Below are 21,564 nucleotides of genomic sequence, written 5' to 3' on the forward strand. Positions count from 1 at the left end.
CATACCGCAATGTAAAACTGCCGGTTGTCGTTCAGATATTGCGAGGAACCGCCAGCAGAGCGGATGAGAGGGAGCGCATATGAAACATCTATTTATCGGTGTATTGGCCGTTGCCGGAGTGACTTTCACTGCGGGAGCAGGTGCTCAGGCTGAACCGTCAAAACCGGAATGTCTCGCGGGGGCGAAGCCAGGCGGCGGTTTTGATCTGACCTGCCGTCTGGCAGCAAATGCACTGCTGGCGACAAAAACAATCAATAAACCAATGGCTGTCACCTATATGGAAGGCGGCGTCGGCGCAGTTGCTTATAATCATGTCATCGGCAAACGCGCAGCCGATAATAATATGATCGCAGCAGCCTCCACCGGCTCGGCACTGCTGATCGCACAGGGCAAATTTGGTAAATATGATGAAAGTGCCGTCCGCTGGCTTGGTGCGCTCGGTACAGATTACGGCGTGCTGGTTGTGGCGGCAGATTCCCCTTACAAAAACCTTCAGGAACTGATTGCCGCCTATAAAGAAAACCCATCTGACTTCGCCATTGCAGGCGGTGGCGCAGTCGGCTCGCAGGACTGGATGAAGGGTTCGCTGTTGGCCAAAAATGCCGGTCAGGATCCGAAACAAATGCGCTATGTCGCGCTTGAAGGCGGCGGCGCGGTACTGACAGCTCTGGAAGGCGGTCATGTCAAAGTCGGCGCCGGTGATGCAGCAGAAATGTCAAAGCATCATGCCGCAGGCAAAGTGCGTATTCTTGCGGTGATGGCACCGGAGCGTCTGCCGGGTGATCTCAAAGATGTGGCAACTGCCCGCGAACAGGGCGTTGAAATCGACTGGCCGGTCTGGCGCGGTTACTATGTCGGCAAGGACGTTTCTGATACCGATTATAAATGGTGGGTCGATGCTTTTGCCAAAATGGCAGAAACACCGGAATTTGCGCAGGAGCGTGAAGCGCGCGGCCTTTATGCCTATACTCAGATCGGGCAGGCTTTTGACGATCAGGTTAAAGCTGATGTAGCACGCTTTAAAACACTGGCCAAAGAAGCAGGTATGTAAGCGCAGCTTTGCAGGTGGCGCGACCTCCATTCCGTGCCGCCTGCATGGTGCTCTCGGCCCTGACTAATCCCGCATTCTGTGCTTTTGCCAGTATAGCAGGATCAATCCGTTTCACTTCTACACTTCTCTGGCTGTGTCCGGATATGCATCAGCATCTTCGCAAAGCCATGAACAAATTATGCGGCAACCGCCTTACCGGCGGCGATGCAGGAGGCAATTTATGTCCGAAAACTCAGTCAATTCAAAACGTACAGGACTGATTTATGCGGCCTGTTTTTTGGTGCTGGCCGTGGTTTACGGCATCGGTGGCAGTCGCATTGACTATGCTTTTGCGTCAGATCCGCTCGGACCAAGGGTCGTGCCGGTGATGCTGGCAATCATTCTCGGGTTGCTATGTTTCTTTTATCTCAGAAATCCGGGCGAGGCTGAAGATTTTCCGCGCGGAGCCACATTGCTGCGGGTACTCGCCGTACCCCTGACACTGGTTGTGGCCGTGCTCATGCTTGAAACCGCAGGGTTTCTGCTGACTGTTTTCTTCATCGTTACCGTAATTGCAGCCCTGTTTGGCGCACCGCTGAAATTCGCACTGGCAGGTGGCGCAGTACAAGCCCTGCTCTGGTGGTTTGTGTTTTCCTATTTGCTCGAAGTCTATCTGCCCAAGGGCATTGTTTTTGGCTGATTGGCCGTATCTCAGCCGGCCATTTTTCCGCCGAAAGGAATTTCTCACATGAATCTTGATTATCTCTGGAACGGTTTTGCCGTTGCCCTCACAACTCAAAATCTTCTCATCGGCCTGATCGGCGCTTTTATCGGCACTATGGTCGGCGCCCTGCCCGCCATCGGCCCCATTAACGGCATCGCTCTGCTGCTGCCGATTGCCTATACAATGGGTCTGCCGCCGGAAAGCACAATGATCCTGCTGGCAGCCATTTATTGCGGTGCCGAATATGGCGGTCGTATTTCCTCAATCCTGCTCAATGTACCGGGTGATGCCGGTGCGGTGATGACTGCGCTGGACGGAAATCCGATGGCGCGTCAGGGACGTGCCGGTGAAGCGCTGATGCTGTCCGGACTGGCCTCATTCGTCGGCGGCATGATCGGCGCAACAGGGCTGGCACTTTTTGCGCCACTGCTGTCCGGCATTGCGATCGGCTTTGGTCCGGCCGAATATTTTGTACTGATGGTGTTTGCCTTTGCCACACTCGGCTCCATGGTCGGTTCACAACCTGCCAAAACACTGATCGGCTGTGTACTCGGTCTGATGCTGGCAACTGTCGGCCTTGATGCCACCTCCGGCGCCTGTCGCTTCACTTTCAATGAACCGGAACTCGGCGATGGTATTGAATTTGTTGTGCTGGTGATTGGTCTCTTCTCAATCTCGGAAGCATTACTCATTCTGGAAAATCAGGCCAAAGGCCATACTGTTATCCGCAATATGGGACGTATGTTTGCCCGCTGGAGTGATGTTGTGCGCTCAACCGGCGCAACATTGCGTGGTTCTTTCATCGGCTTCATCGTCGGCGTTTTGCCCGGCACCGGCGCATCCGTTTCCAGTGCTGTCTCCTATACAACTGAAAAACGTATCTCCGACACGGAGGGTACTTTCGGCAAAGGCGATGTCCGCGGCCTTGCGGCACCGGAAGCGGCGAATAATGCAACAGCCTGCGGTGCCTTTGTGCCAATGCTGACGCTGGGTGTACCGGGATCAGGCACCACTGCCGTTATGCTTGGTGCGTTGATGCTCTATAATATTCAGCCGGGCCCGATGCTGATTGCCGAACGCCCTGAAATTGTGGGCGGGCTGATTGCTTCCCTGTTCATCGGTAATATTCTGCTGCTGTTGCTCAACCTGCCGCTCGTCAATATATTTGCGCGTCTTCTGACTTTGCCGAACTGGATTCTGGTGCCGGGTATCCTCATCCTCTCAATTATCGGTGTCTATTCCAGTCATGCATCTGTCTTTGCAGTGCTGCTGATGCTTGCCATCGGCATGGTCGGCTGGCTGCTGCGTAAAGCGGGCTTCGATATGGCGCCGATTATTCTGGGCTTTGTGCTCGGCAATATGATGGAAGTGAATCTGCGCAATGCACTGGCCATCAGCGGCGGAGATATCTCCATCCTGTTCCAGAGTAAAATTTCGCTGATCCTCTGGATACTGGCCGCTGCCGTGGCAATTATTCCGGCGGTACTTGCCCGCAGGGCACGTCAGAAAAAACGCCTTGCTGCCGAAGTCGCCTGATTACACAGCCGCAGAACAACAAGAGGGGGAGCAGATTTGCTCCCCCTCTTCATTTTCATAAGGCTTTGTCATTTTTTTATGTTACGGATTGGCTTGCTCCGGCAATTGCAAATCCTTTGAAGAGTGTCTCATGTCACTGACTGATATTGTGTTTATCGTTATTCCGATTGTTGCCGCGATGCTTATTGCCCTGTCGGTCAGTACAGGAAAATTGCGCAGGGAATATTATTGGGCGATTATTCCTCTGGCCGCAATTGCGATGATTACGCTGCTGCTGACGGCTTGAAGTGTTCCTGCCGCTTCAAACACATCAGCGGGATATTTTCGGATAAGTGATGCTCTCAACATTCTCCGTCATCATTCTGTGGACATTATATTTCTCGGTTCCCAAACCGCCAGAACCGGAAATGTGCAATGCGGAAGACGGGGATCATGCTTTGTCTGAAAAGCAGATAGAAGCATGGACGTTGCAGACCGCACAATGCTCCTGTTTTATCTCTCTGAAAGGCACACAGCAGAGCGAGTTTTCAATGGTGGTTGTCAAAGCAACACCGGACCAGAAACAACCGCGTTTATCGGTTATGCTGTCGGTTGCTCAGGAATTTCCAGAAAATACCGGCCGCTATCCGGTTTTTATCAATGGCCGCGAAATCGAAGCCGAAGCCATACCCCTCGCTGGTACATTAACGGTTGAGCTGAGCGGGGAAGCGGACTGGATCAAACTGATCTCGACAGCAAAAAAACTGCAAATCGGCCCTTATTATTTTGCATCTGCACAGCCGGAAGCGGCCATGCATGAGCTGATCGCGTGTTACACAGCACTCAGCGGAAAAATACCGCACTGATTTCACAGAACGCCAAAACGAACGGCAAAGCGGTAATTAAACAAGTTCAAAGCTAGGCAGTGGAGAATTAAAGTGGTGCCCGGAGACGGATTTGAACCGCCGACACGCGGATTTTCAATCCGCTGCTCTACCAACTGAGCTATCCGGGCATCCCTGCAAGCCTATCTGGCCAGCGTGACGGTGTTGGTGTCCGTCTGATGTGAGCGCTTTATAGCATTAAATTTTTGCCTGTCCAGCACCCTGAACAGAAATTATGCAGCGAACCGGCAATTATTTTCAAAAAGCCCGATTTTCCTTGATTTTTAAAGGATATTTTCTTTTGAAAACTCCCGCACTCAACTCAAAATCACACAAATCCGCTGCCTCGCAGATGAAAAACAGATGTGAATCACCCGAATCCACCTGTTGAAAATTCTCAGCCGTGGTTTTGACAGTGCAGAAAATTCCATACGTCTTATATTGTGCATTCTGTGTCGCTGCCAAAACCGCTTTTTCAAAAGACGCGACATTCAATCACTGCGCAAAGAGCCGCATTATAATAATTCCAGATGACTTCACCAGCCAGCTGCGATAAAAGGCACGCATGTCGAGGAGAGGATCATATCCTGATTCCTGTTTGTCTGCGGGAGAGTGCCGGTAACGGCCACCGAAGGGGAAATCGCCCGAAATCTCTCAGGTACCAAGAACCGCAGAAAAGCAAGGCAACTCTGGAAAGTCGGGGGAAACCCCGCGCCGAAGGTGTAAGTAAGCCTCAACAGGCTTGCGAGTCTCTCAGGCTTCCGACAGAGGGGTACATCATGGCTTTCCGCTTTTGCGGAAGGCGGACGTGTGTCTCTGGAGTGAAAAATGGGCGATACATCTTCTTTAAAAACGCTTCCGCTGGAAGAACTACATATTGCATCCGGTGCCCGTTTCGGCGGCTTTGCCGGTTGGAACATGCCGCTGACTTATCCGCTTGGCGTGATGAAAGAGCATGTTCATACACGTGAACAGGCTGGTCTGTTCGACATCTCGCATATGAAACTCATCGAAGTTTCAGGCAGCGATGCTGCCGCTTTGTTTGCAAAGCTGTGCCCGATTGATGTCACCAAACTCAATGAAGGCCAGTCGAAATATACATTCCTGATGAATAATGACGCAGGCATCATTGATGACCTGATCGTGACCCGTCTGGGTGACGAGCGTTTCATGATCGTTGCCAATGCCGGTAATGCCGATATTGATATTGCGCATTTCCAAAAAGGTGCTGCAGATCTCAACTGCACAGTAACCCCGCTTGACCGCGTTCTGCTTGCCATTCAGGGCCCGCAGGCTGCTGATGTTATGAAAAGCCTCGCATCTGTTCTAGGTTTCAGCACTGACGAGCTGAAATTCATGCATGGTTTTGAGCCAAAACAGGGCTGGTTCGTTACCCGCTCCGGTTATACCGGTGAAGATGGTTTTGAAATTGCCGCACCGCTCAGCGATGCACAGGCACTGGCGAAATCTCTGCTGGGCGATTCCCGCGTTGCATGGATCGGCCTTGCCGCCCGCGACAGCCTGCGCCTTGAAGCCGGTCTTTGCCTGCATGGTCAGGACATCACTGAAACCATCGATCCGGTTTCCGCGGGTCTGACATGGGCGATCACCAAAGCTGTGCGTGAAACCGCCGCTTTCCCTGCCGCCGCTAAAGTTCTGGAACTGATTGCTAACGGCCCTGAAAAGCGCCGCGTCGGCATCAAGCCTGAAGGCCGTCAGCCGGTTCGCGCCGGCACCAAACTGTTTGATGAAGCCGGCAGCGAAGTCGGTGAAATCACGTCCGGCGGCTTCGGCCCTTCAGCCGGTTTTCCTGTTGCCATGGGTTATGTCAGAGCCGATCTGAAGGAACCGGGCACACGTCTTTTTGCGGAAGTCCGCGGCAATAAAGTGCCTGTAGACGTCCATACACTTCCATTTACCCAACCTCGCTATCACAAAGGATAATCGCATGCCTAAAATCTTTTTTACCGAAGATCATGAATGGCTCAGCGTTGAAGGCGACATTGCAACTGTCGGCATCACCAACCACGCTCAGGAACAGCTCGGCGACCTCGTTTTCGTAGAACTGCCTGAAGTTGAACGCGTTGTGGAAAAAGGCGAAGCCATTGTTGTGGTTGAGTCTGTAAAAGCTGCATCCGATGTGTATGCACCGCTTAACGGTGAAGTCATTGAAATCAACGAAGAACTCAATGGCAACCCTGCGCTCGTCAACAGCGCGGCAGAAGGCGAAGGCTGGCTGTGGAAGATGAAAATCTCCGATGCAGCTCAGCTCGAAGGTCTGCTCGACGCTGCCGGTTATCAGGCACTGGTTGGCTAAATCATGGCATCATCATCTCTTCCTTTTGTAGAGCGCCATATCGGCCCTCGCGCCAGTGAACAGCAGGAAATGCTGTCGGCGCTTGGTCTGCCGTCGCTGGACGCTCTCATCAGTCAGGCAGTGCCGCAGTCAATTCGTCTTGACCGCGCACTCAACCTGCCTGCTCCGCTTGATGAAGCCGCAGCTCTGAGTGAACTGTCCGGCATTATGGGTCGCAACGTGGTTGCCAAAAGCTTCTACGGTGCGGGCTATCACGGCACCCATGTGCCGCCGGTTATTCAGCGCAACCTTTTTGAAAATCCGGCATGGTACACAGCCTATACACCGTATCAGGCTGAAATCAGTCAGGGTCGCCTTGAGCTGCTGTTCAATTTCCAGACATTGGTGACAGAACTGACCGGCCTGCCGGTTGCCTGTGCATCGCTTCTGGATGAAGCAACCGCCGTTGCTGAAGCTGTTGGCATTGCTTACCGCCATCACCGTGAAAAACGTCCGAAAATGGTGATTGCCGGTGAATTGCACCCGCAGACACTGGATGTTCTGAACACCCGTGCAGAACCGCATGGCATGATCATTGAAGTTGGCGGCGAAGTGGATACCACAACCGCTGCTGTGATCATTCCTTGGCCGGATACACGCGGCGTTTACGGTGATTTCACCCGTATTATCGCCAGCGCCAAACAGACCGGCGCTCTGGTTGTCGCCGTTGCCGATCCTCTGGCGCTGACCATTACCCAGTCTCCGGGCTCATGGGGTGCCGATATTGCTGTCGGTTCCATGCAGCGCTACGGCGTGCCAATGGGTAATGGTGGTCCTCACGCTGCTTATCTCGGTGTGAAAGAAAACCTCACCCGTATCATTCCGGGCCGTATCGTTGGTCAGTCGCTCGATGCGCATGGCCGCCCGGCCTATCGTCTGGCACTGCAGACCCGCGAACAGCATATTCGTCGTGATAAAGCGACATCGAATATCTGTACCGCTCAGGCACTGTTGGCCAACATGGCTGCATCTTATGCAATCTGGCACGGCCCGAAAGGCCTTCAGGCTATTGCTGATGCCGTTCATGCGATCACTGCCCGCTTTGCAGCCTCGCTGAAAGCTGCCGGCTTTGAACTGGCCAGTGACAAATTTGGCGGGCAGCTGTTTGATACAGTGACTGTAACGGTTAAAGGCAAAGCACAGGATTATGCTGACAAGGCGTTGGCAGGCGATCGCCTGATCCGCGTCATTGATGCTGATACTGTGTCTGTCACTTTCGATGAAACCTCGCTGGAAGATGATTATCTGGCTCTGGTTGCATTGTTCGGTGCGCAGCCTGTTGAAAAAGCGGCTCGTCTGTTGCCGGATGCGCCGCGTGACGAACATTTCCTGACACAGGCTGCATTCCACAGCTATCGTTCAGAAACCGAAATGATGCGTTTCCTGCGCAAATTGGCAGACAAGGATCTGGCGCTTGACCGTGCGATGATCCCGCTCGGCTCCTGCACCATGAAGCTGAATGCTGCTGCTGAAATGATGCCCGTCTCATGGCCGACCGTCGGTGGTCTGCATCCTTTTGCACCACAGGCGCATCTGGAAGGCTACAAGGTTCTGACCGACAATCTCGAAGCATGGCTTTGCGAAGTAACCGGTTTTGACGCTGTATCCCTGCAGCCGAATGCCGGTAGTCAGGGCGAATATGCCGGTCTTCTGGCAATCCGCCGTTATCACCGCGCCAATGGCGACGAAAACCGCAATATCTGCCTTATCCCGTCTTCCGCACACGGTACCAATCCGGCCAGTGCGCAGATGGCAGGCATGAAAGTGGTTGTCGTCAACTGTCTCGAAGACGGTGACATTGATGTGGCCGATCTGAAAGCCAAGGCAGAGCAGTATCGCGATACGCTGTCCGCGCTGATGATCACCTATCCGTCCACACACGGTGTGTTTGAAGAAACCATCCGTGAGATCTGCACAATCATTCACGCGAATGGCGGTCAGGTTTACTTCGACGGTGCGAACCTCAATGCGCTCGTTGGTCTGGCACGTCCGGCCGATATCGGTGCCGACGTTTGCCACATGAACCTGCATAAAACTTTCTGCATTCCGCATGGCGGCGGCGGCCCGGGCATCGGCCCGATCGGCGTTGGCGCACATCTGACACCATTCCTGCCAGGTCACGTGAACGCAGGCAGCGACAATGCGGTTTCCGCTGCACCATTCGGCAGTGCGTCTATCCTCGTTATCACATGGATGTATATCCGTATGATGGGCGGCGCCGGTTTGAAAAATGCAACGGAAGTGGCCATTCTCAATGCCAACTACATTGCTGAGCGCCTGAAGGATCATTATCCGATCCTTTATACCGGTGCGAACAATCGCGTTGCGCATGAGTGCATCGTTGACACCCGCGTGTTGAAAGACAAAGCCGGTGTGACCGTTGAAGATGTTGCCAAGCGTCTGATCGATTACGGTTTCCACGCCCCGACCATGTCATGGCCGGTTGCCGGTACGCTGATGGTTGAACCGACCGAATCCGAATCCAAGGCTGAAGTGGATCGTCTTTGCGACGCTATGATCTCCATCGCCAAGGAAGCGGCTAAGGTCGAAGCCGGTGAGTGGCCGCAGGATGACAATCCGCTGGCCAATGCACCGCACACCGTTGCAGACACCATGCTCGACGACTGGAAACATCCGTATTCCCGTAAGGAAGCAGCCTTCCCTGCGAAAAATATGGATCCGGCTTCCAAATATTGGGCTCCGGTATCGCGCATCGACAACGTAGGCGGCGACCGCAATCTGGTTTGCTCCTGCCCGCCGATGGATGCTTATACAGACTAAAACAATCAGAAAGGCCCTGATGAAAATCAGGGCCTTTTCTTTTGTCCGACAAACCACGGCACCGCCTTATGCGACATTAGTCTAACCTCATGCAAATTTTGCTTTCCCTTGAAAGCACACAGGAGTAATCGCTCAGGGTGTTTGCCAGTGCTGTGGAATCATCCCGCACCGGCGAAGCATGCAGAAAACTAACCAGTGTATTTTCTTGGATTTCAGGAGGGAAAATCCGCTGGCAGATGAATTGTGAGGCATACTGAATGGATACTGCATCGGGGCACCCGCATTCCCAAGAGGAAGAGCCGCATCTTGCCCGTAATCTCAAAAACCGCCATTTGCAGCTGATCGCCATCGGCGGTGCTATTGGTACCGGCCTTTTCATGGGCTCGGGCAAAACAATTTCGCTCGCAGGCCCGTCAATCCTGCTGGTCTATGCGATTATCGGCTTCATGCTGTTTTTCGTGATGCGCGCTTTAGGCGAGCTGTTACTGTCCAATCTGAATTATCGCTCTTTTGCTGATTTTGCCGGTGATTATCTCGGATCATGGGCGCAGTTTTTTACCGGTTGGACCTATTGGCTGTGCTGGATTGTTACCGGTATTGCCGATGTTGTAGCCGTTGCCGGTTATATGTCGTTCTGGTTCCCTGAACTGGCTTTGTGGATTCCCGCACTCGGCCTGATCGTGGTTCTGGTTGCGCTGAACTTGCCGAATGTGCGCAATTTTGGTGAAATCGAATTCTGGTTCGCGCTGATTAAGATTGTTGCCATTGTTGCGCTGATTATTACCGGCGTTGTCATGCTCAGTTCCGGCTATGTGTCACCAAACGGTACTGCGGCTTCCATTACCCATTTGTGGGATCAGGGCGGCTTCTTCCCGAATGGTTTCTTCGGTTTTGTTGCCGGTTTCCAGATCGCGGTTTTCGCTTTTGTCGGTATTGAGCTTGTTGGTACCGCCGCCGCTGAAACCGAAAATCCGGAGCGCAATCTGCCAAAGGCGATCAACTCGATCCCTGTGCGTATTGTGCTGTTCTATCTCGGTTCGCTCTTTGTCATCATGACTGTGATGCCTTGGAACCAGGTTGACCCGTCGAGCAGTCCGTTTGTCGCCATGTTCTCGCTCGCAGGCCTCGGCATTGCCGCGCATGTGGTGAATTTCGTGGTACTGACCTCTGCGGCTTCCAGCGCCAATTCCGGTATTTACTCGACATCGCGTATGATTTTTGGTCTGGCAAGCTATGCTCTGGCACCAAAAACACTGGGCAAGCTGAACCACCGTCATGTGCCGGTCAATGCGCTGTTCTTCTCCTGCACATTCCTGCTGGCAGGTGTTGTGCTGCTTTACGCAGGACAGAGCATTATTGAAGCTTTCACCATTGTGACCACAATTTCGGCTCTGCTGTTTATCTTTGTCTGGTCGATCATTCTGGCATCTTATGTGCAATATCGCCGTAAGCGTCCTGATCTCCATGCAAAATCAAACTTCAAAATGCCGGGCGGTTATGCAGCCATCATTATGGTGTTTGCGTTCTTTGCTTTCATCCTCTGGGCATTGGCACAGCAGGCTGACACGGCACAGGCACTGCTGATTACACCGGTATGGTTTGTCCTGCTCGGCGTGATTTATTTCTTCATGCGCAAGAAAAGCGTATAAAAACTAAAAAGGCCACTCGTCAGAGTGGCCTTTTTTATTACAGCAAAATCCAGCGTATCAGCGGTGCGGCAAAAACATTGACCAGACCGACCAGCACCATCACCAGACCGGCAATGGTACCTTCTTCTTTACCCAGTTGCTGAGCTTTGGCCACACCTGCACCATGCGCGCCCATGCCGAACAGAGCACCCCGGGCAAGGCCGGATTTCAATGGCAGAAAACGCAGGATTGTATCGCCCAGTGCTGCGCCAATCACACCGGTCACGACCACAAACAAAGCGGTCAGATTAGGAATACCGCCAATATCTTCCGACAAAGCCATGGCAAAAGGCGAAGTCACAGAACGCGGGATCAGACTGAGCCGCAAACTGCCGTCAAGACTGAGCAGCGAAGCCAGCCCCCATGCCGAGAGAATGGCAACAGAACTGCCGACCAGCACACCGAACAACAAAACCGGCCAATATTGCCGGATCACTGCCCGTTGTTCATAAATCGGCACCGCAAAAGCAACGGTTGCAGGGCCGAGCAGCATCACCAGCCAATGTGTTGCGCTATTATATTCCGCATAGCTGGTGCGCATCAGCAGCACCGCCGCAATCAGCAAAACCGGCGCGGCAATAAGCGGTGAAAACCAGACACGCGGCCAGCGGCGGTAAAGCTTTTTCGCCAGCAGATAGAACAGGATCGTTGCCGCAGACCACAGCACCATCATTCCGAGTGCGGGGGTGAGATAGTCCATGATCCCGCTCATGATGAATGTCTCATCTTTTGCAAATAGCGGCTCAGACGCAAACCCGCTTCAACCGCCAATGCGGTGGAGATCATAACAATGACCGTGCCGAGCAGAATAACCGCGAGAATTTTCAGACCCAGCAGACCGAAAAACTCATGGTGATCGAGTACGGCAAGAACTGCAGGGATAAAGAACAGCAGCATCTCTGCCAGATACCATTGCGCACCACGGCGCACAGTCAGCAGGTTCATACCGCCGGTCATCAACAGTATGAATAACAGGAACAAGCCGATGACACTGCCCGGCACAGGCAAATGCGTTATTCTGGCGATACCCTCCCCCAAAGCCCAGAAACCGGCGATCAAAGCGATCTGGCCGATCCGGCTGTTTTGTACCCAATGACGGACTCCTCCCGACATTTGAGCTGGAGACATTTTATGGCACTCTTTTCATGTAAATTATTTTCCCCTTTATACGCCAAACCCATTCATGATAAAAATGAATTGATTGAATAGAGTTAAGTCCCAAATGGAATACCAATGGAACTGCGCACATTACGGATATTCGCCGAGGTTGTCCGCCAAGGCGGTTTCACACAGGCTGCCAAGACTGTTTTCCTCACGCAATCAGCTGTCAGCAAAGCCGTGCGTCAGCTTGAAGACGAACTTGGCGTGACCCTGCTCGACCGCAACGGTCATAAATCGGTGATGACCGATGCCGGTGAAGTGGTATTCCAACGCGCCTTACGTATGCTGGCAGAACAGGATGATCTGAAAACCGAACTGGCAGAATTACAGGGGCTGACCAAGGGCGTGCTACGGCTTGGGCTGCCGCCGATCGGCAGTGACGCACTATTTGCACCAATGTTTGCGATTTACCGTCGTCTTTATCCCGGCATTGATATTCATCTTGTTGAACATGGCAGTAAAAAACTCGAAGATATGGTGCGCGACGGTGAAGTGGATCTCGGTGCATCCCTCTTGCCTGCGCCGGATGAATTTGACTGGCAAAATGTCCGCAAAGAGCCGATTGATGTGCTGATCCCTGCTTCGCACCCGCTGGCCGATCAACCGTTTATTCCCTTAAAACAATTACAGGATATGCCGTTTATCCTGTTTGACAGTGCCTTTGCGCTCAATCCGATCATTCTCAATGCCTGCCGTAGTCAGGGTTTCACACCATCCATTGCCGCACGTTCCAGCCAGATTAATTTCATCATCGAGCTGGTTTATGCAGGGCTTGGTATCGGCTTTCTTCCGCGTCTGATTGCTGAACAACGGGTGCGCGACGGTGTCCGCCATATTACCCTCACTGAGCCGGATCTTTCATGGGACATGGCATGGGTCTGGCGGCGCGGCGCTTATCTGCCTCATGCGGCGCGTGCATGGTTGGAACTGGCCGCACGTTTTCAGCACTGATAAGGGTTGGCAGACATTATTGTCAGGAAATTCAGGCTCGTTTCTCCCGAACCGCCTGATAAAACCGCACATATCCAAGCTAAGTATTGCCGAGTTGATGCGTAGAATTCATGACTAAAGTGCAAATAAGGGTTTGCAGTTTTGGGGTAGTCGTCTGAGAATGAGCCAAATTTTTCGGGAGATAGTAAATGAGTGACATGACAAAATTTTCATGGAGCGATCCGTTCCTGCTCGATGATCAGTTGTCTGATGATGAACGCATGATCCGCGATTCCGCTGCGGCTTTTGCCAAGAGCGAACTGCTGCCGCGCATTGAAGAAGCCTATCTTGAAGAAGCTGTGCAGCCTGAACTGTTCCGCCTGATGGGTCAGGCCGGTCTGCTCGGTGTGACATTGCCGGAAAAATACGGCGCGGCGGAAGCCAATTATGTTTCCTACGGTCTTGTTGCCCGCGAAGTAGAGCGCATTGACTCCGGCTATCGTTCGATGATGAGCGTGCAGTCCTCACTCGTGATCTACCCGATTTTTGCCTATGGTTCGGAAGAGCAGAAAGACAAATATCTGCCGGGTCTGGTGTCCGGTGAGCTGATCGGCTGCTTTGGTCTGACCGAGCCTGATGCCGGTTCCGATCCTGCAGGCATGAAAACCCGCGCGGAAAAAACCGCGACCGGTTACAAGCTGCATGGCTCGAAAATGTGGATTTCCAACTCCCCGATCGCCGATGTGTTCGTTGTCTGGGCGAAATCTGTTGCCCATGACAATCAAATCCGCGGTTTTGTGCTTGAAAAAGGCATGAAAGGTCTGAGCGCACCGAAAATCGGCGGCAAGCTTTCCCTGCGTGCTTCCGTCACCGGTGAAATCGTGATGGACGGCGTGGAAGTCGGCGAAGATGCCCTGCTGCCAAATGTTTCCGGCCTCAAAGGTCCGTTCGGCTGCCTCAACCGCGCCCGCTATGGTATTTCCTGGGGTGTTCTCGGTGCGGCAGAAGATTGCTGGCACCGTGCGCTGCAATATGGTCTGGATCGCAAGCAGTTCAATCGCCCGCTGGCGCAGACACAGCTTTTCCAGAAAAAGCTGGCTGATATGCAGACAGAAATCACGCTCGGCCTTCAGGGCTCGCTGCGCGTTGGCCGTCTGATGGACGATCACAAATTCGCACCGGAAATGATTTCGCTGATGAAGCGCAACAATTGCGGTAAAGCGCTCGACATCGCCCGTCAGGCTCGCGACATGCATGGCGGCAACGGTATTCAGATCGAATATCACGTGATGCGTCATTCGCAGAATCTGGAAACAGTGAATACCTATGAAGGTACCCATGATGTTCACGCGCTGATCCTCGGCCGTGCGCAGACCGGTCTTCAGGCATTCTTTTAATAACTGATAATCGCCCGCTTCTCTCTGTATGACGCTGATTTTTCAGCGGCATAACTGATGGAAGCGGGTTTTTCATATCCGGAGCAAATCTGATGCAGGCGCCGTTGGAAGGCATTAAAGTCGTTGAACTGGCACGTATTCTTGCAGGGCCGTGGATCGGCCAGACATTGGCTGATCTCGGTGCCGATGTCATTAAAGTAGAAAGCCCTGAGGGCGATGATACCCGCAAATGGGGTCCGCCTTATATTGACGACGGTGCGGAACAGTCAGCCGCCTATTATCATGCCTGCAATCGCGGTAAACGCTCGATCATCTGCGATTTTCGTGAAGATGCAGGGCGTGAAACCGTTCTCAAACTCATCAAAGATGCCGATATTGTCATCGAGAATTTCAAACTCGGCGGCCTGAAAAAATACGGCCTTGATTATGAAACCCTGAAGGAAGTCAATCCGCGTCTGATCTATTGCTCCGTCACCGGTTTCGGTCATGACGGGCCTTATGCAGCGCGTGCCGGTTATGATTTCATGATTCAGGGCATGAGCGGCATTATGGATATTACCGGCGACCCGAAAGGCGAGCCGCAGAAAATCGGCGTGGCACTGGTCGATATTATCACCGGTCTTTACGGTGTCATCGGTATTCAGTCCGCGCTGCTGCATCGTCAGGTAACAGGTCTCGGTCAGCATATTGATATGTCGCTGTTTGATTGCATGACCGGCGTTCTCGCCAATCAGGCAATGAATTTCCTCGCTTCCGGTATAGCGCCGAAACGTCTCGGCAATGCGCATCCGAATATTGCGCCTTATCAGACATTGCCGGTGAAAGACGGCTATTTCATCATCGCCTGCGGTAATGATGGCCAATTCGCCAAACTGGCAGGTTTGCTGGAGCTGTCGGAACTGGCTGAGGATGAGAAATTCCGCACCAATGCGGCTCGCGTACAAAACCGTGACGAACTGACAGCTCAGCTTGAAGCAAAAACATCTGCATGGCTGCGCGATGATCTGTTGGCCGCACTGGAAAAGCTCGCTGTACCGGCAGGGCCGATCAATACCATTGCCGATGTATTCAGCGATCCGCAATTTATTGCCCGCCAGATGCGAGTGGACAATCAAGGTGTTCCGGGACTGCGCACGCCGCTGAAATTCTCCAATGCAGAGCTTAAAACAGGTCTGCGCTCCCCGCGTTTAGGTGAGCATACAGAGGAAATTCTGGCAGAATTGAACTCTGAAAAATAACCAAAACCAGCACTTCAGAAGGCCGCTTTCAGCGGCCTTTTTATTGGCTGATCGTCCGATAAACCAGATGCCGGCATATTGCTGTTACAAAACTGACTCGTGATTTGGCTGATTTGCCTGCAGAATGAAGGTCTTGTCCGCTAAAATGGCGGGGTTTTTATCCACATAAAGGCAATTTTTTTTCATCAGCCATATTTATTGTATTTTACTTAAATTATCAGTGTTGATAAAATATTTTATCCCATTGAATAATATGATTTTCTGGCAATTTGTTTTAGTTTCGTTCTTTGTAATAAAATTTTAGAATTAGCCAATAATATTGCGATTAATAACAAAGTTTCTCTTTTGTTTTAAAATATTCTCCTTCGACTAAAGGCGCACGGCTGAGAACTGAAAATAGATGTTTGACTCTGCCTGAAAAACTCATACTAGAATCCGTCTCAGTACTTTAACAGGGAGGGTTATATGTATCGTAAAATTTTGCTCGCAGGTGTCTGCGCACTCACACTGACCGGCGCTTTTGCCGGTGCGGCATCTGCTGAAGTCGTTCTGAACCGTGGTAACGACACAGATCCGGCAACATTGGATCATCACCGCACATCCACCGTTTCCGAAGGCCGCATCATGGCCGATCTCTATGACGGCCTTGTCCGTCAGAGCGCCAAAGGCGAAGCTGTTGCTGCCACCGCCAAGTCCTGGGATATTTCCGAAGACGGTCTGGTTTACACATTCCACCTGCGTGACGATGCCAAATGGTCGAATGGCGATCCGGTAACTGCCGGTGATTTCCTGTTCACATTCCGCCGCATTATGGATCCTAAAACTGCTGCCGGTTATGCCAGCATGCTGTTCCCGATTAAAAATGCTGAAGATGTGGTTGGTGGTAAGAAACCACTTGAAGATCTGGGCGTTGAAGCGGTCGATGATCTGACCCTCAAAATTACGCTGAAAGGCCCGACACCGTATTTTCTTGAGCTGCTGACCCACCAGACCGGTCTGCCGATGAACAAGAAAAGCGTTGAAGAAAACGGTGATAAATTCACAACACCGGGCAAAATGGTCACCAATGGTGCCTATCAGCTGGTCAGCTTTACACCAAACGACAAAATCGTCATGAAGAAGAATCCGAACTTCTATGACGCCGATCAGGTCAAGATCGATGTTGTTAACTGGATTCCTTTCGAAGACCGCGCCAGCTGCATGCGCCGCTTTGAAGCCAAAGAAGTGCAGGTCTGCTCCGACGTTCCATCCGAACAGATGGACTATGTGAAGAGCAAACTGGCTAAAGAATTCCGTATTGCCCCTTATCTCGGCTCCTATTATCTGCCGGTTAAAGGTAAAGTTGCCGACAGTAAACTGAAAGACCCGCGTGTTCGTGAAGCCATCTCCATGGCGATTGACCGTGAATTCATGGCAGAACAGGTCTGGCAGGGCACAATGCTTCCGGCCTATTCCGTGGTTCCTCCGGGCATTGCCAATTATGTTGAAGGCGGTGTGAAGGCTGAATATGCCGACAAAGACATGTTGGAACGTGAAGATAAAGCTAAAGAGCTTTTGAAAGAAGCCGGTGTTGAGCCGGGCAGCCTGTCAATCGAACTGCTCTATAACACATCCGAGAACCACAAGAACACAATGGCCGCGATTGCGGATATGCTGAGCAATATCGGCATCAAAGCCACGCTCAATGAAACCGAAGGTGCTACCTATTTCAACTTCCTGCGTGAAGATGGTCCTTTTGACATCGCCCGCGCAGGCTGGATCGGCGATTATAATGATCCGCAGAACTTCCTGTTCCTGACCCAGAGTGACGTCAGCTTTAACTATTCCAAGTGGAAGAACAAAGACTACGATGCTCTGATGGCTAAAGCTGAAGCCACAACAGATCTTAAAGCCCGCGCGGAAATTCTTGCCGATGCGGAACGTCTGTTGCTCAAAGAAACAGCCGTTATTCCGGTGCTGTATTATTCATCACGCGCTCTGGTCTCCGAAAATATCGAAGGCTGGTATGACAATCTGATGGATGCACACGCAACCCGCTGGCTGTCGCTCAAACAGTAAGTATTTTTACTGGCAGGCTGCATATTCACCTATGCAGCCTGTTGCATATCAAACTATTTTAACTTTGCCGCAGCCATTATTTTTATGAAGGTTGCAGTCAGGAAAATTATATGTTGAGCTATACGCTGCGGCGGCTGGCCAGCGCGATCCCGACGATATTTATCATCATCACGCTGACCTTCTTCATGATCCGGCTTGTTCCGGGCGGCCCGTTTGATCTTGAGCGCCCGATTGATCCGCTGATCCTCGAAAACCTGAAAAAAGCCTATAATATGGATGCGCCTTTATGGCAGCAATATCTGATTTATTTAGGCAATCTGCTTCAAGGTGATCTGGGCCCGAGCTTTGCCCGCCGTGATTTTACGGTCAATGATCTGTTCGCTTCCGGCTTGCCGGTTTCCATCATGCTCGGTGGTCTGGCTCTCACACTTGCCGCCATTCTCGGCACATTGCTCGGCGCGCTTGCCGCCTTGCGCCAGAATTCATGGCTGGATTATACCATTGTTGCCGTTGCAACATTCGGCATCACCACCCCCAATTTCGTTGTCGCACCGCTGCTCAGCCTGTTCTTCGGCGTTATTCTCGGCTGGGTGCCTGCCGGTGGCTGGTCTTCCGCCAATTTCACCTATTGGATTTTGCCGATCACCACACTGGCACTGCCGCAAGTGGCGGTGATTGCCCGCTTAGTGCGCGGCTCAACCATTGAAGCCCTGCGTGCCAATCATGTGCGCACCGCCCGTGCCTATGGTCTGCCTGCCCGCATTGTTGTTGGTGTTCACGCATTGCGTGCCGCTTTGCTTCCCGCTGTTTCCTATCTAGGGCCGACAGCCGCAGCTTTGCTCACCGGTTCCGTCGTTGTGGAAACCATTTTCGGTATTCCGGGTATCGGCCGCTATTTCGTACAAGGCGCATTGGGGCGCGACTATACATTGGTGATGGGCACTGTTGTCGTCATCTCGGTCTTTGTCGTGCTGTTCAACCTCGTTGTTGACCTGATCTATGCTTATCTTGATCCGCGGGTGCGCTATGACTGATATCTCAACAAATATGCCGTCTCACGGTGCACCGGAAGGCAACACAGCTGTTGCCGGCCGTTCCCTCTGGCAGGATGCATGGATCAGACTGCGCCGCAACCGCGCCGCTGTTGCCAGTGCCATTGTACTGATTTTTCTGTCACTCGTCGGGATTTTCGGGCCGATGATCAGCCCGCATCCTTATGAAAAAATCTATCCGCAATTTGTACGCGTGGCACCAAGCCTTGAGGCTTACCCGCGTGCGGATACGATTATTCCCGGCCTTGAGCGGGAAATGGCGCGCGCGCGCCTGAAAGGCGGAGAACCGGAACTTGCCGGTTCGAAACTCACTATTGACGTGACCTCAAGTGCAGGACGTGAACTGGATCAGCGCGTTCTGCGTTATTTCGAACGTTCCGATCTGTTCAGCAATCCGAGCCTTGAACTGGCAGCCGACAAGCTGAGCGGCAAGCTCTCGCTGGATGTGGCACGGAATTACTTCTTCTTCGGCACCGATAATCTCGGTCGCGATATGATGACCCGTACCTTTATCGGGGTGCGTATCTCATTGGCTATCGGTCTGCTGGCTTCCGTTATGGCGCTTGTTCTCGGCGTCAGCTATGGCGCTATTTCCGGTTATCTCGGCGGACGTGCCGACAATATCATGATGCGTATTGTCGATATTCTCTATTCTCTGCCCTTCATCTTCTTCGTCATTCTGATGCTGGTGTTTTTCGGGCGGTCGATTATCATCATCTTCATTGCCATCGGTGCAACGGAATGGCTGGATATGGCACGAATTGTGCGTGGTCAGACCCTGAGCCTCAAACGGCAGGAATTTGTGCAGGCGGCAGAAGCGCTCGGTGCAACACGACGCGGTATTATTACCCGTCATATTATTCCGAACGCGCTGGGGCCGGTGATTGTTTTCGTTACCCTGCTGGTACCGAAAGCCATTCTGCTTGAAAGCTTGTTGTCCTTCCTCGGTCTTGGTGTTCAGGACCCGATGACATCGCTCGGCCTGCTGATCTCTGAAGGGGCGCAGAACATGCGCGGCGCTTCATGGCAGCTGATTTTCCCTGCGGTCACCCTGACACTCATTCTCTTTGCGCTGAACTTCCTGGGCGACGGCCTGCGTGACAGCCTTGATCCGAAGGACCGTTAAGATGACAGCAGAAACAGTCTTATCTGTACGCGATCTGCGCGTAACATTTGAAACCAATGACGGGCCGGTTCATGCGGTACGCGGTATCAGCCTTGATGTGAAATCCGGCGAGACCGTCGCAATTGTTGGTGAATCCGGTTCCGGCAAAAGCCAGACAACCATGGCGATCATGGGATTGCTATCGTCGAATGGTAAAGCGACCGGTCAGGCACTCTATCGTGGTCAGGATCTGGTCGGCATGTCCGACAAAGAGCTGAATAAAATCCGTGGTGCCAAAATCACCATGATTTTTCAGGAGCCGATGACTTCGCTTGATCCGCTGTATAAAATCGGCGACCAGCTGGCCGAGCCTTTGCGTTTCCATCGCGGGATGAGCAAAGCGCAGGCACGTCCGCGCATTCTGGAACTGCTGAAACTGGTCGGCATTCCCGAACCGGAACGTCGCATCGACAGCTATCCTTATGAGTTGTCAGGTGGTCAGCGCCAGCGTGTGATGATTGCCATGGCATTGGCGAATGATCCGGATATTTTGATAGCCGATGAGCCGACAACGGCGCTGGATGTAACCATTCAGGCGCAAATTCTGGAACTGCTGGCCGATTTGCAGAAGCGTCTTGGCATGGCCATCGTTTTCATTACCCATGATCTGGGGATTGTGAAACGTTTTGCCGATCAGGTCTGCGTCATGCGCTCCGGTGAAGTGGTTGAAAGCGGTGCAACGGAGAAAATTTTCTCTTCTCCCGAGCATGCCTATACAAAAATGCTGCTTGATGCAGAGCCGGAAGGCACCAAAGCCGCACCACCGGAAGCAGCCCCTTTGCTGATTGAGGCAGATGATGTGTCTGTCACTTTCAATCTGGCAAAAGGCTGGCTGAAACCGCAAACTGTTCTGCGGGCGGTGGATGGTATTTCGCTCAATCTCAAACAGGGGCAGACCATCGGCATTGTGGGAGAATCCGGCTCCGGCAAATCCACACTCGGCCGTGCTATTCTGCGCCTGCTGAAATCAGACGGGCGTATTGCTTATCTCGGCAAAGAGCTACCGACAGACCCGCAGGAAATGCGCCCGAAACGCCGCGAATTGCAGCTGGTGTTTCAGGATCCGTTCGGCTCGCTCAGCCCGCGTATGACAGTAGGGCGGATTATCACCGAAGGACTGCTGATCCATGAGCCAGAACTGTCCGCCAAAGAGCGGGATATCCGTGCGGGTGAAGCGCTGAAAGAGGTTGGCCTTGAGCCTTCAATGCGCAACCGCTATCCGCATGAATTTTCCGGTGGCCAGCGTCAGCGTATTGCGATTGCACGTACGATGATCCTGAAGCCGAAAGTGATTGTGCTGGATGAGCCGACCAGTGCACTTGACCGCTCAGTGCAAAAACAAGTCGTCACTTTGCTGCGAGATTTGCAGGAAAAATACGGCCTGTCCTATCTGTTCATCAGCCATGATCTGGCAGTGGTACGCGCCCTCTCCGATTATATTCTGGTGATGAAAACCGGAAAAGTGGTTGAAGAAGGTCAGACCGAGCAGATTTTTGATGCACCGCGTGAGGATTATACCAAAGCGCTGATGCAGGCCTCAATGAGTGAGAAACGCTTCGGAGCGTAAAATTTTAAAGGCCGGAGT

General features: G+C 52.4%; 18 protein-coding genes, 1 tRNA gene and 1 riboswitch. Of the genes, 16 read left to right on the plus strand and 3 right to left on the minus strand.

The genetic code is table 11. The features are described 5' to 3' along the window. The first annotated feature begins 79 nt into the window (after positions 1 to 79). The 5 genes from JNC80_RS11755 (at position 80) to JNC80_RS11775 (ending at position 4,135) form a co-directional block, all read left to right on the plus strand. Positions 80 to 1,051 carry a Bug family tripartite tricarboxylate transporter substrate binding protein gene (locus JNC80_RS11755; RefSeq protein ID WP_376710445.1) on the plus strand — a complete coding sequence of 324 codons (972 nt, stop codon included), beginning with the start codon at positions 80 to 82 and terminating at the stop codon, positions 1,049 to 1,051. A gap of 220 nt (positions 1,052 to 1,271) precedes the next feature. Further along, positions 1,272 to 1,730, plus strand: coding sequence for a tripartite tricarboxylate transporter TctB family protein (locus JNC80_RS11760; RefSeq protein WP_022709606.1), 459 nt, complete (start codon positions 1,272 to 1,274; stop codon positions 1,728 to 1,730). A gap of 48 nt (positions 1,731 to 1,778) precedes the next feature. Beyond that, a complete protein-coding gene (locus tag JNC80_RS11765; protein ID WP_376710446.1) occupies positions 1,779 to 3,290 on the plus strand; it encodes a tripartite tricarboxylate transporter permease in 1,512 nt (503 codons plus the stop codon). Positions 3,291 to 3,420: 130 nt separating this feature from the next. Continuing rightward, positions 3,421 to 3,576 carry a hypothetical protein gene (locus JNC80_RS11770; RefSeq protein WP_225688946.1) on the plus strand — a complete coding sequence of 52 codons (156 nt, stop codon included), beginning with the start codon at positions 3,421 to 3,423 and terminating at the stop codon, positions 3,574 to 3,576. A 49-nt stretch (positions 3,577 to 3,625) separates the two neighbouring features. Continuing rightward, on the plus strand, positions 3,626 to 4,135 hold the full coding sequence (locus tag JNC80_RS11775) for a hypothetical protein (RefSeq protein ID WP_376710447.1): 510 nt from the start codon (positions 3,626 to 3,628) through the stop codon (positions 4,133 to 4,135). Between the two features lie 73 nt (positions 4,136 to 4,208). On the opposite strand, the gene JNC80_RS11780 is transcribed toward JNC80_RS11775, so the two are convergent. After that, positions 4,209 to 4,284, minus strand: a tRNA-Phe gene (locus tag JNC80_RS11780). A gap of 464 nt (positions 4,285 to 4,748) precedes the next feature. After that, positions 4,749 to 4,834: riboswitch (glycine riboswitch) on the plus strand. 147 nt (positions 4,835 to 4,981) lie between these two features. Here JNC80_RS11780 and gcvT point away from each other — a divergent pair. From gcvT to JNC80_RS11800, 4 genes are all read left to right on the plus strand, one after another. Next, the gene (gene gcvT, locus JNC80_RS11785; RefSeq protein ID WP_376710448.1) at positions 4,982 to 6,097 is read left to right on the plus strand and encodes a glycine cleavage system aminomethyltransferase GcvT; all 1,116 of its coding nucleotides are present in this window, start codon (positions 4,982 to 4,984) and stop codon (positions 6,095 to 6,097) included. 4 nt (positions 6,098 to 6,101) lie between these two features. Next, positions 6,102 to 6,470: a glycine cleavage system protein GcvH gene (gcvH, locus tag JNC80_RS11790; RefSeq protein ID WP_022711596.1), complete on the plus strand. Its 369-nt coding sequence runs from the start codon at positions 6,102 to 6,104 to the stop codon at positions 6,468 to 6,470. A gap of 3 nt (positions 6,471 to 6,473) precedes the next feature. Further along, complete coding sequence (gene gcvP / locus JNC80_RS11795) at positions 6,474 to 9,290, plus strand: aminomethyl-transferring glycine dehydrogenase (protein WP_376710449.1); 2,817 nt, start codon at positions 6,474 to 6,476, stop codon at positions 9,288 to 9,290. A gap of 257 nt (positions 9,291 to 9,547) precedes the next feature. Beyond that, positions 9,548 to 10,939 (plus strand): amino acid permease, encoded by a 1,392-nt coding sequence (locus JNC80_RS11800; RefSeq protein WP_225689064.1) that lies wholly within the window; start codon positions 9,548 to 9,550, stop codon positions 10,937 to 10,939. Between the two features lie 37 nt (positions 10,940 to 10,976). On the opposite strand, the gene JNC80_RS11805 is transcribed toward JNC80_RS11800, so the two are convergent. Next, complete coding sequence (locus JNC80_RS11805; protein ID WP_151159474.1) at positions 10,977 to 11,678, minus strand: LrgB family protein; 702 nt, start codon at positions 11,676 to 11,678, stop codon at positions 10,977 to 10,979. Positions 11,679 to 11,686: 8 nt separating this feature from the next. Next, the gene (locus JNC80_RS11810; protein ID WP_151159473.1) at positions 11,687 to 12,106 is read right to left on the minus strand and encodes a CidA/LrgA family protein; all 420 of its coding nucleotides are present in this window, start codon (positions 12,104 to 12,106) and stop codon (positions 11,687 to 11,689) included. A gap of 105 nt (positions 12,107 to 12,211) precedes the next feature. Between JNC80_RS11810 and JNC80_RS11815 the strand changes: the two genes are divergently transcribed. The 7 genes from JNC80_RS11815 to JNC80_RS11845 all read left to right on the plus strand — a co-directional run bounded on the left by JNC80_RS11815 (position 12,212) and on the right by JNC80_RS11845 (position 21,546). Continuing rightward, complete coding sequence (locus JNC80_RS11815) at positions 12,212 to 13,090, plus strand: LysR family transcriptional regulator (protein ID WP_225689066.1); 879 nt, start codon at positions 12,212 to 12,214, stop codon at positions 13,088 to 13,090. Between the two features lie 197 nt (positions 13,091 to 13,287). Beyond that, the gene (locus JNC80_RS11820) at positions 13,288 to 14,466 is read left to right on the plus strand and encodes an acyl-CoA dehydrogenase (RefSeq protein ID WP_370637861.1); all 1,179 of its coding nucleotides are present in this window, start codon (positions 13,288 to 13,290) and stop codon (positions 14,464 to 14,466) included. A gap of 92 nt (positions 14,467 to 14,558) precedes the next feature. Further along, positions 14,559 to 15,704 carry a CaiB/BaiF CoA transferase family protein gene (locus tag JNC80_RS11825; RefSeq protein WP_376710450.1) on the plus strand — a complete coding sequence of 382 codons (1,146 nt, stop codon included), beginning with the start codon at positions 14,559 to 14,561 and terminating at the stop codon, positions 15,702 to 15,704. Positions 15,705 to 16,169: 465 nt separating this feature from the next. Then, complete coding sequence (locus tag JNC80_RS11830) at positions 16,170 to 17,762, plus strand: peptide ABC transporter substrate-binding protein (RefSeq protein WP_022711587.1); 1,593 nt, start codon at positions 16,170 to 16,172, stop codon at positions 17,760 to 17,762. 110 nt (positions 17,763 to 17,872) lie between these two features. After that, entirely contained in the window at positions 17,873 to 18,796 is a 924-nt protein-coding gene (locus JNC80_RS11835) for an ABC transporter permease subunit (protein WP_022711586.1), read from the plus strand. Positions 18,797 to 18,809: 13 nt separating this feature from the next. After that, positions 18,810 to 19,940 (plus strand): ABC transporter permease, encoded by a 1,131-nt coding sequence (locus JNC80_RS11840; RefSeq protein ID WP_376710593.1) that lies wholly within the window; start codon positions 18,810 to 18,812, stop codon positions 19,938 to 19,940. Between the two features lies 1 nt (position 19,941). Continuing rightward, positions 19,942 to 21,546, plus strand: a complete 1,605-nt coding sequence (locus JNC80_RS11845) for an ABC transporter ATP-binding protein (protein ID WP_376710451.1) — start codon at positions 19,942 to 19,944, stop codon at positions 21,544 to 21,546. The last annotated feature ends 18 nt before the right edge of the window (positions 21,547 to 21,564 follow it).

The organism is Pseudochrobactrum lubricantis (assembly GCF_041929865.1).
Classification (GTDB): domain Bacteria; phylum Pseudomonadota; class Alphaproteobacteria; order Rhizobiales; family Rhizobiaceae; genus Pseudochrobactrum; species Pseudochrobactrum saccharolyticum.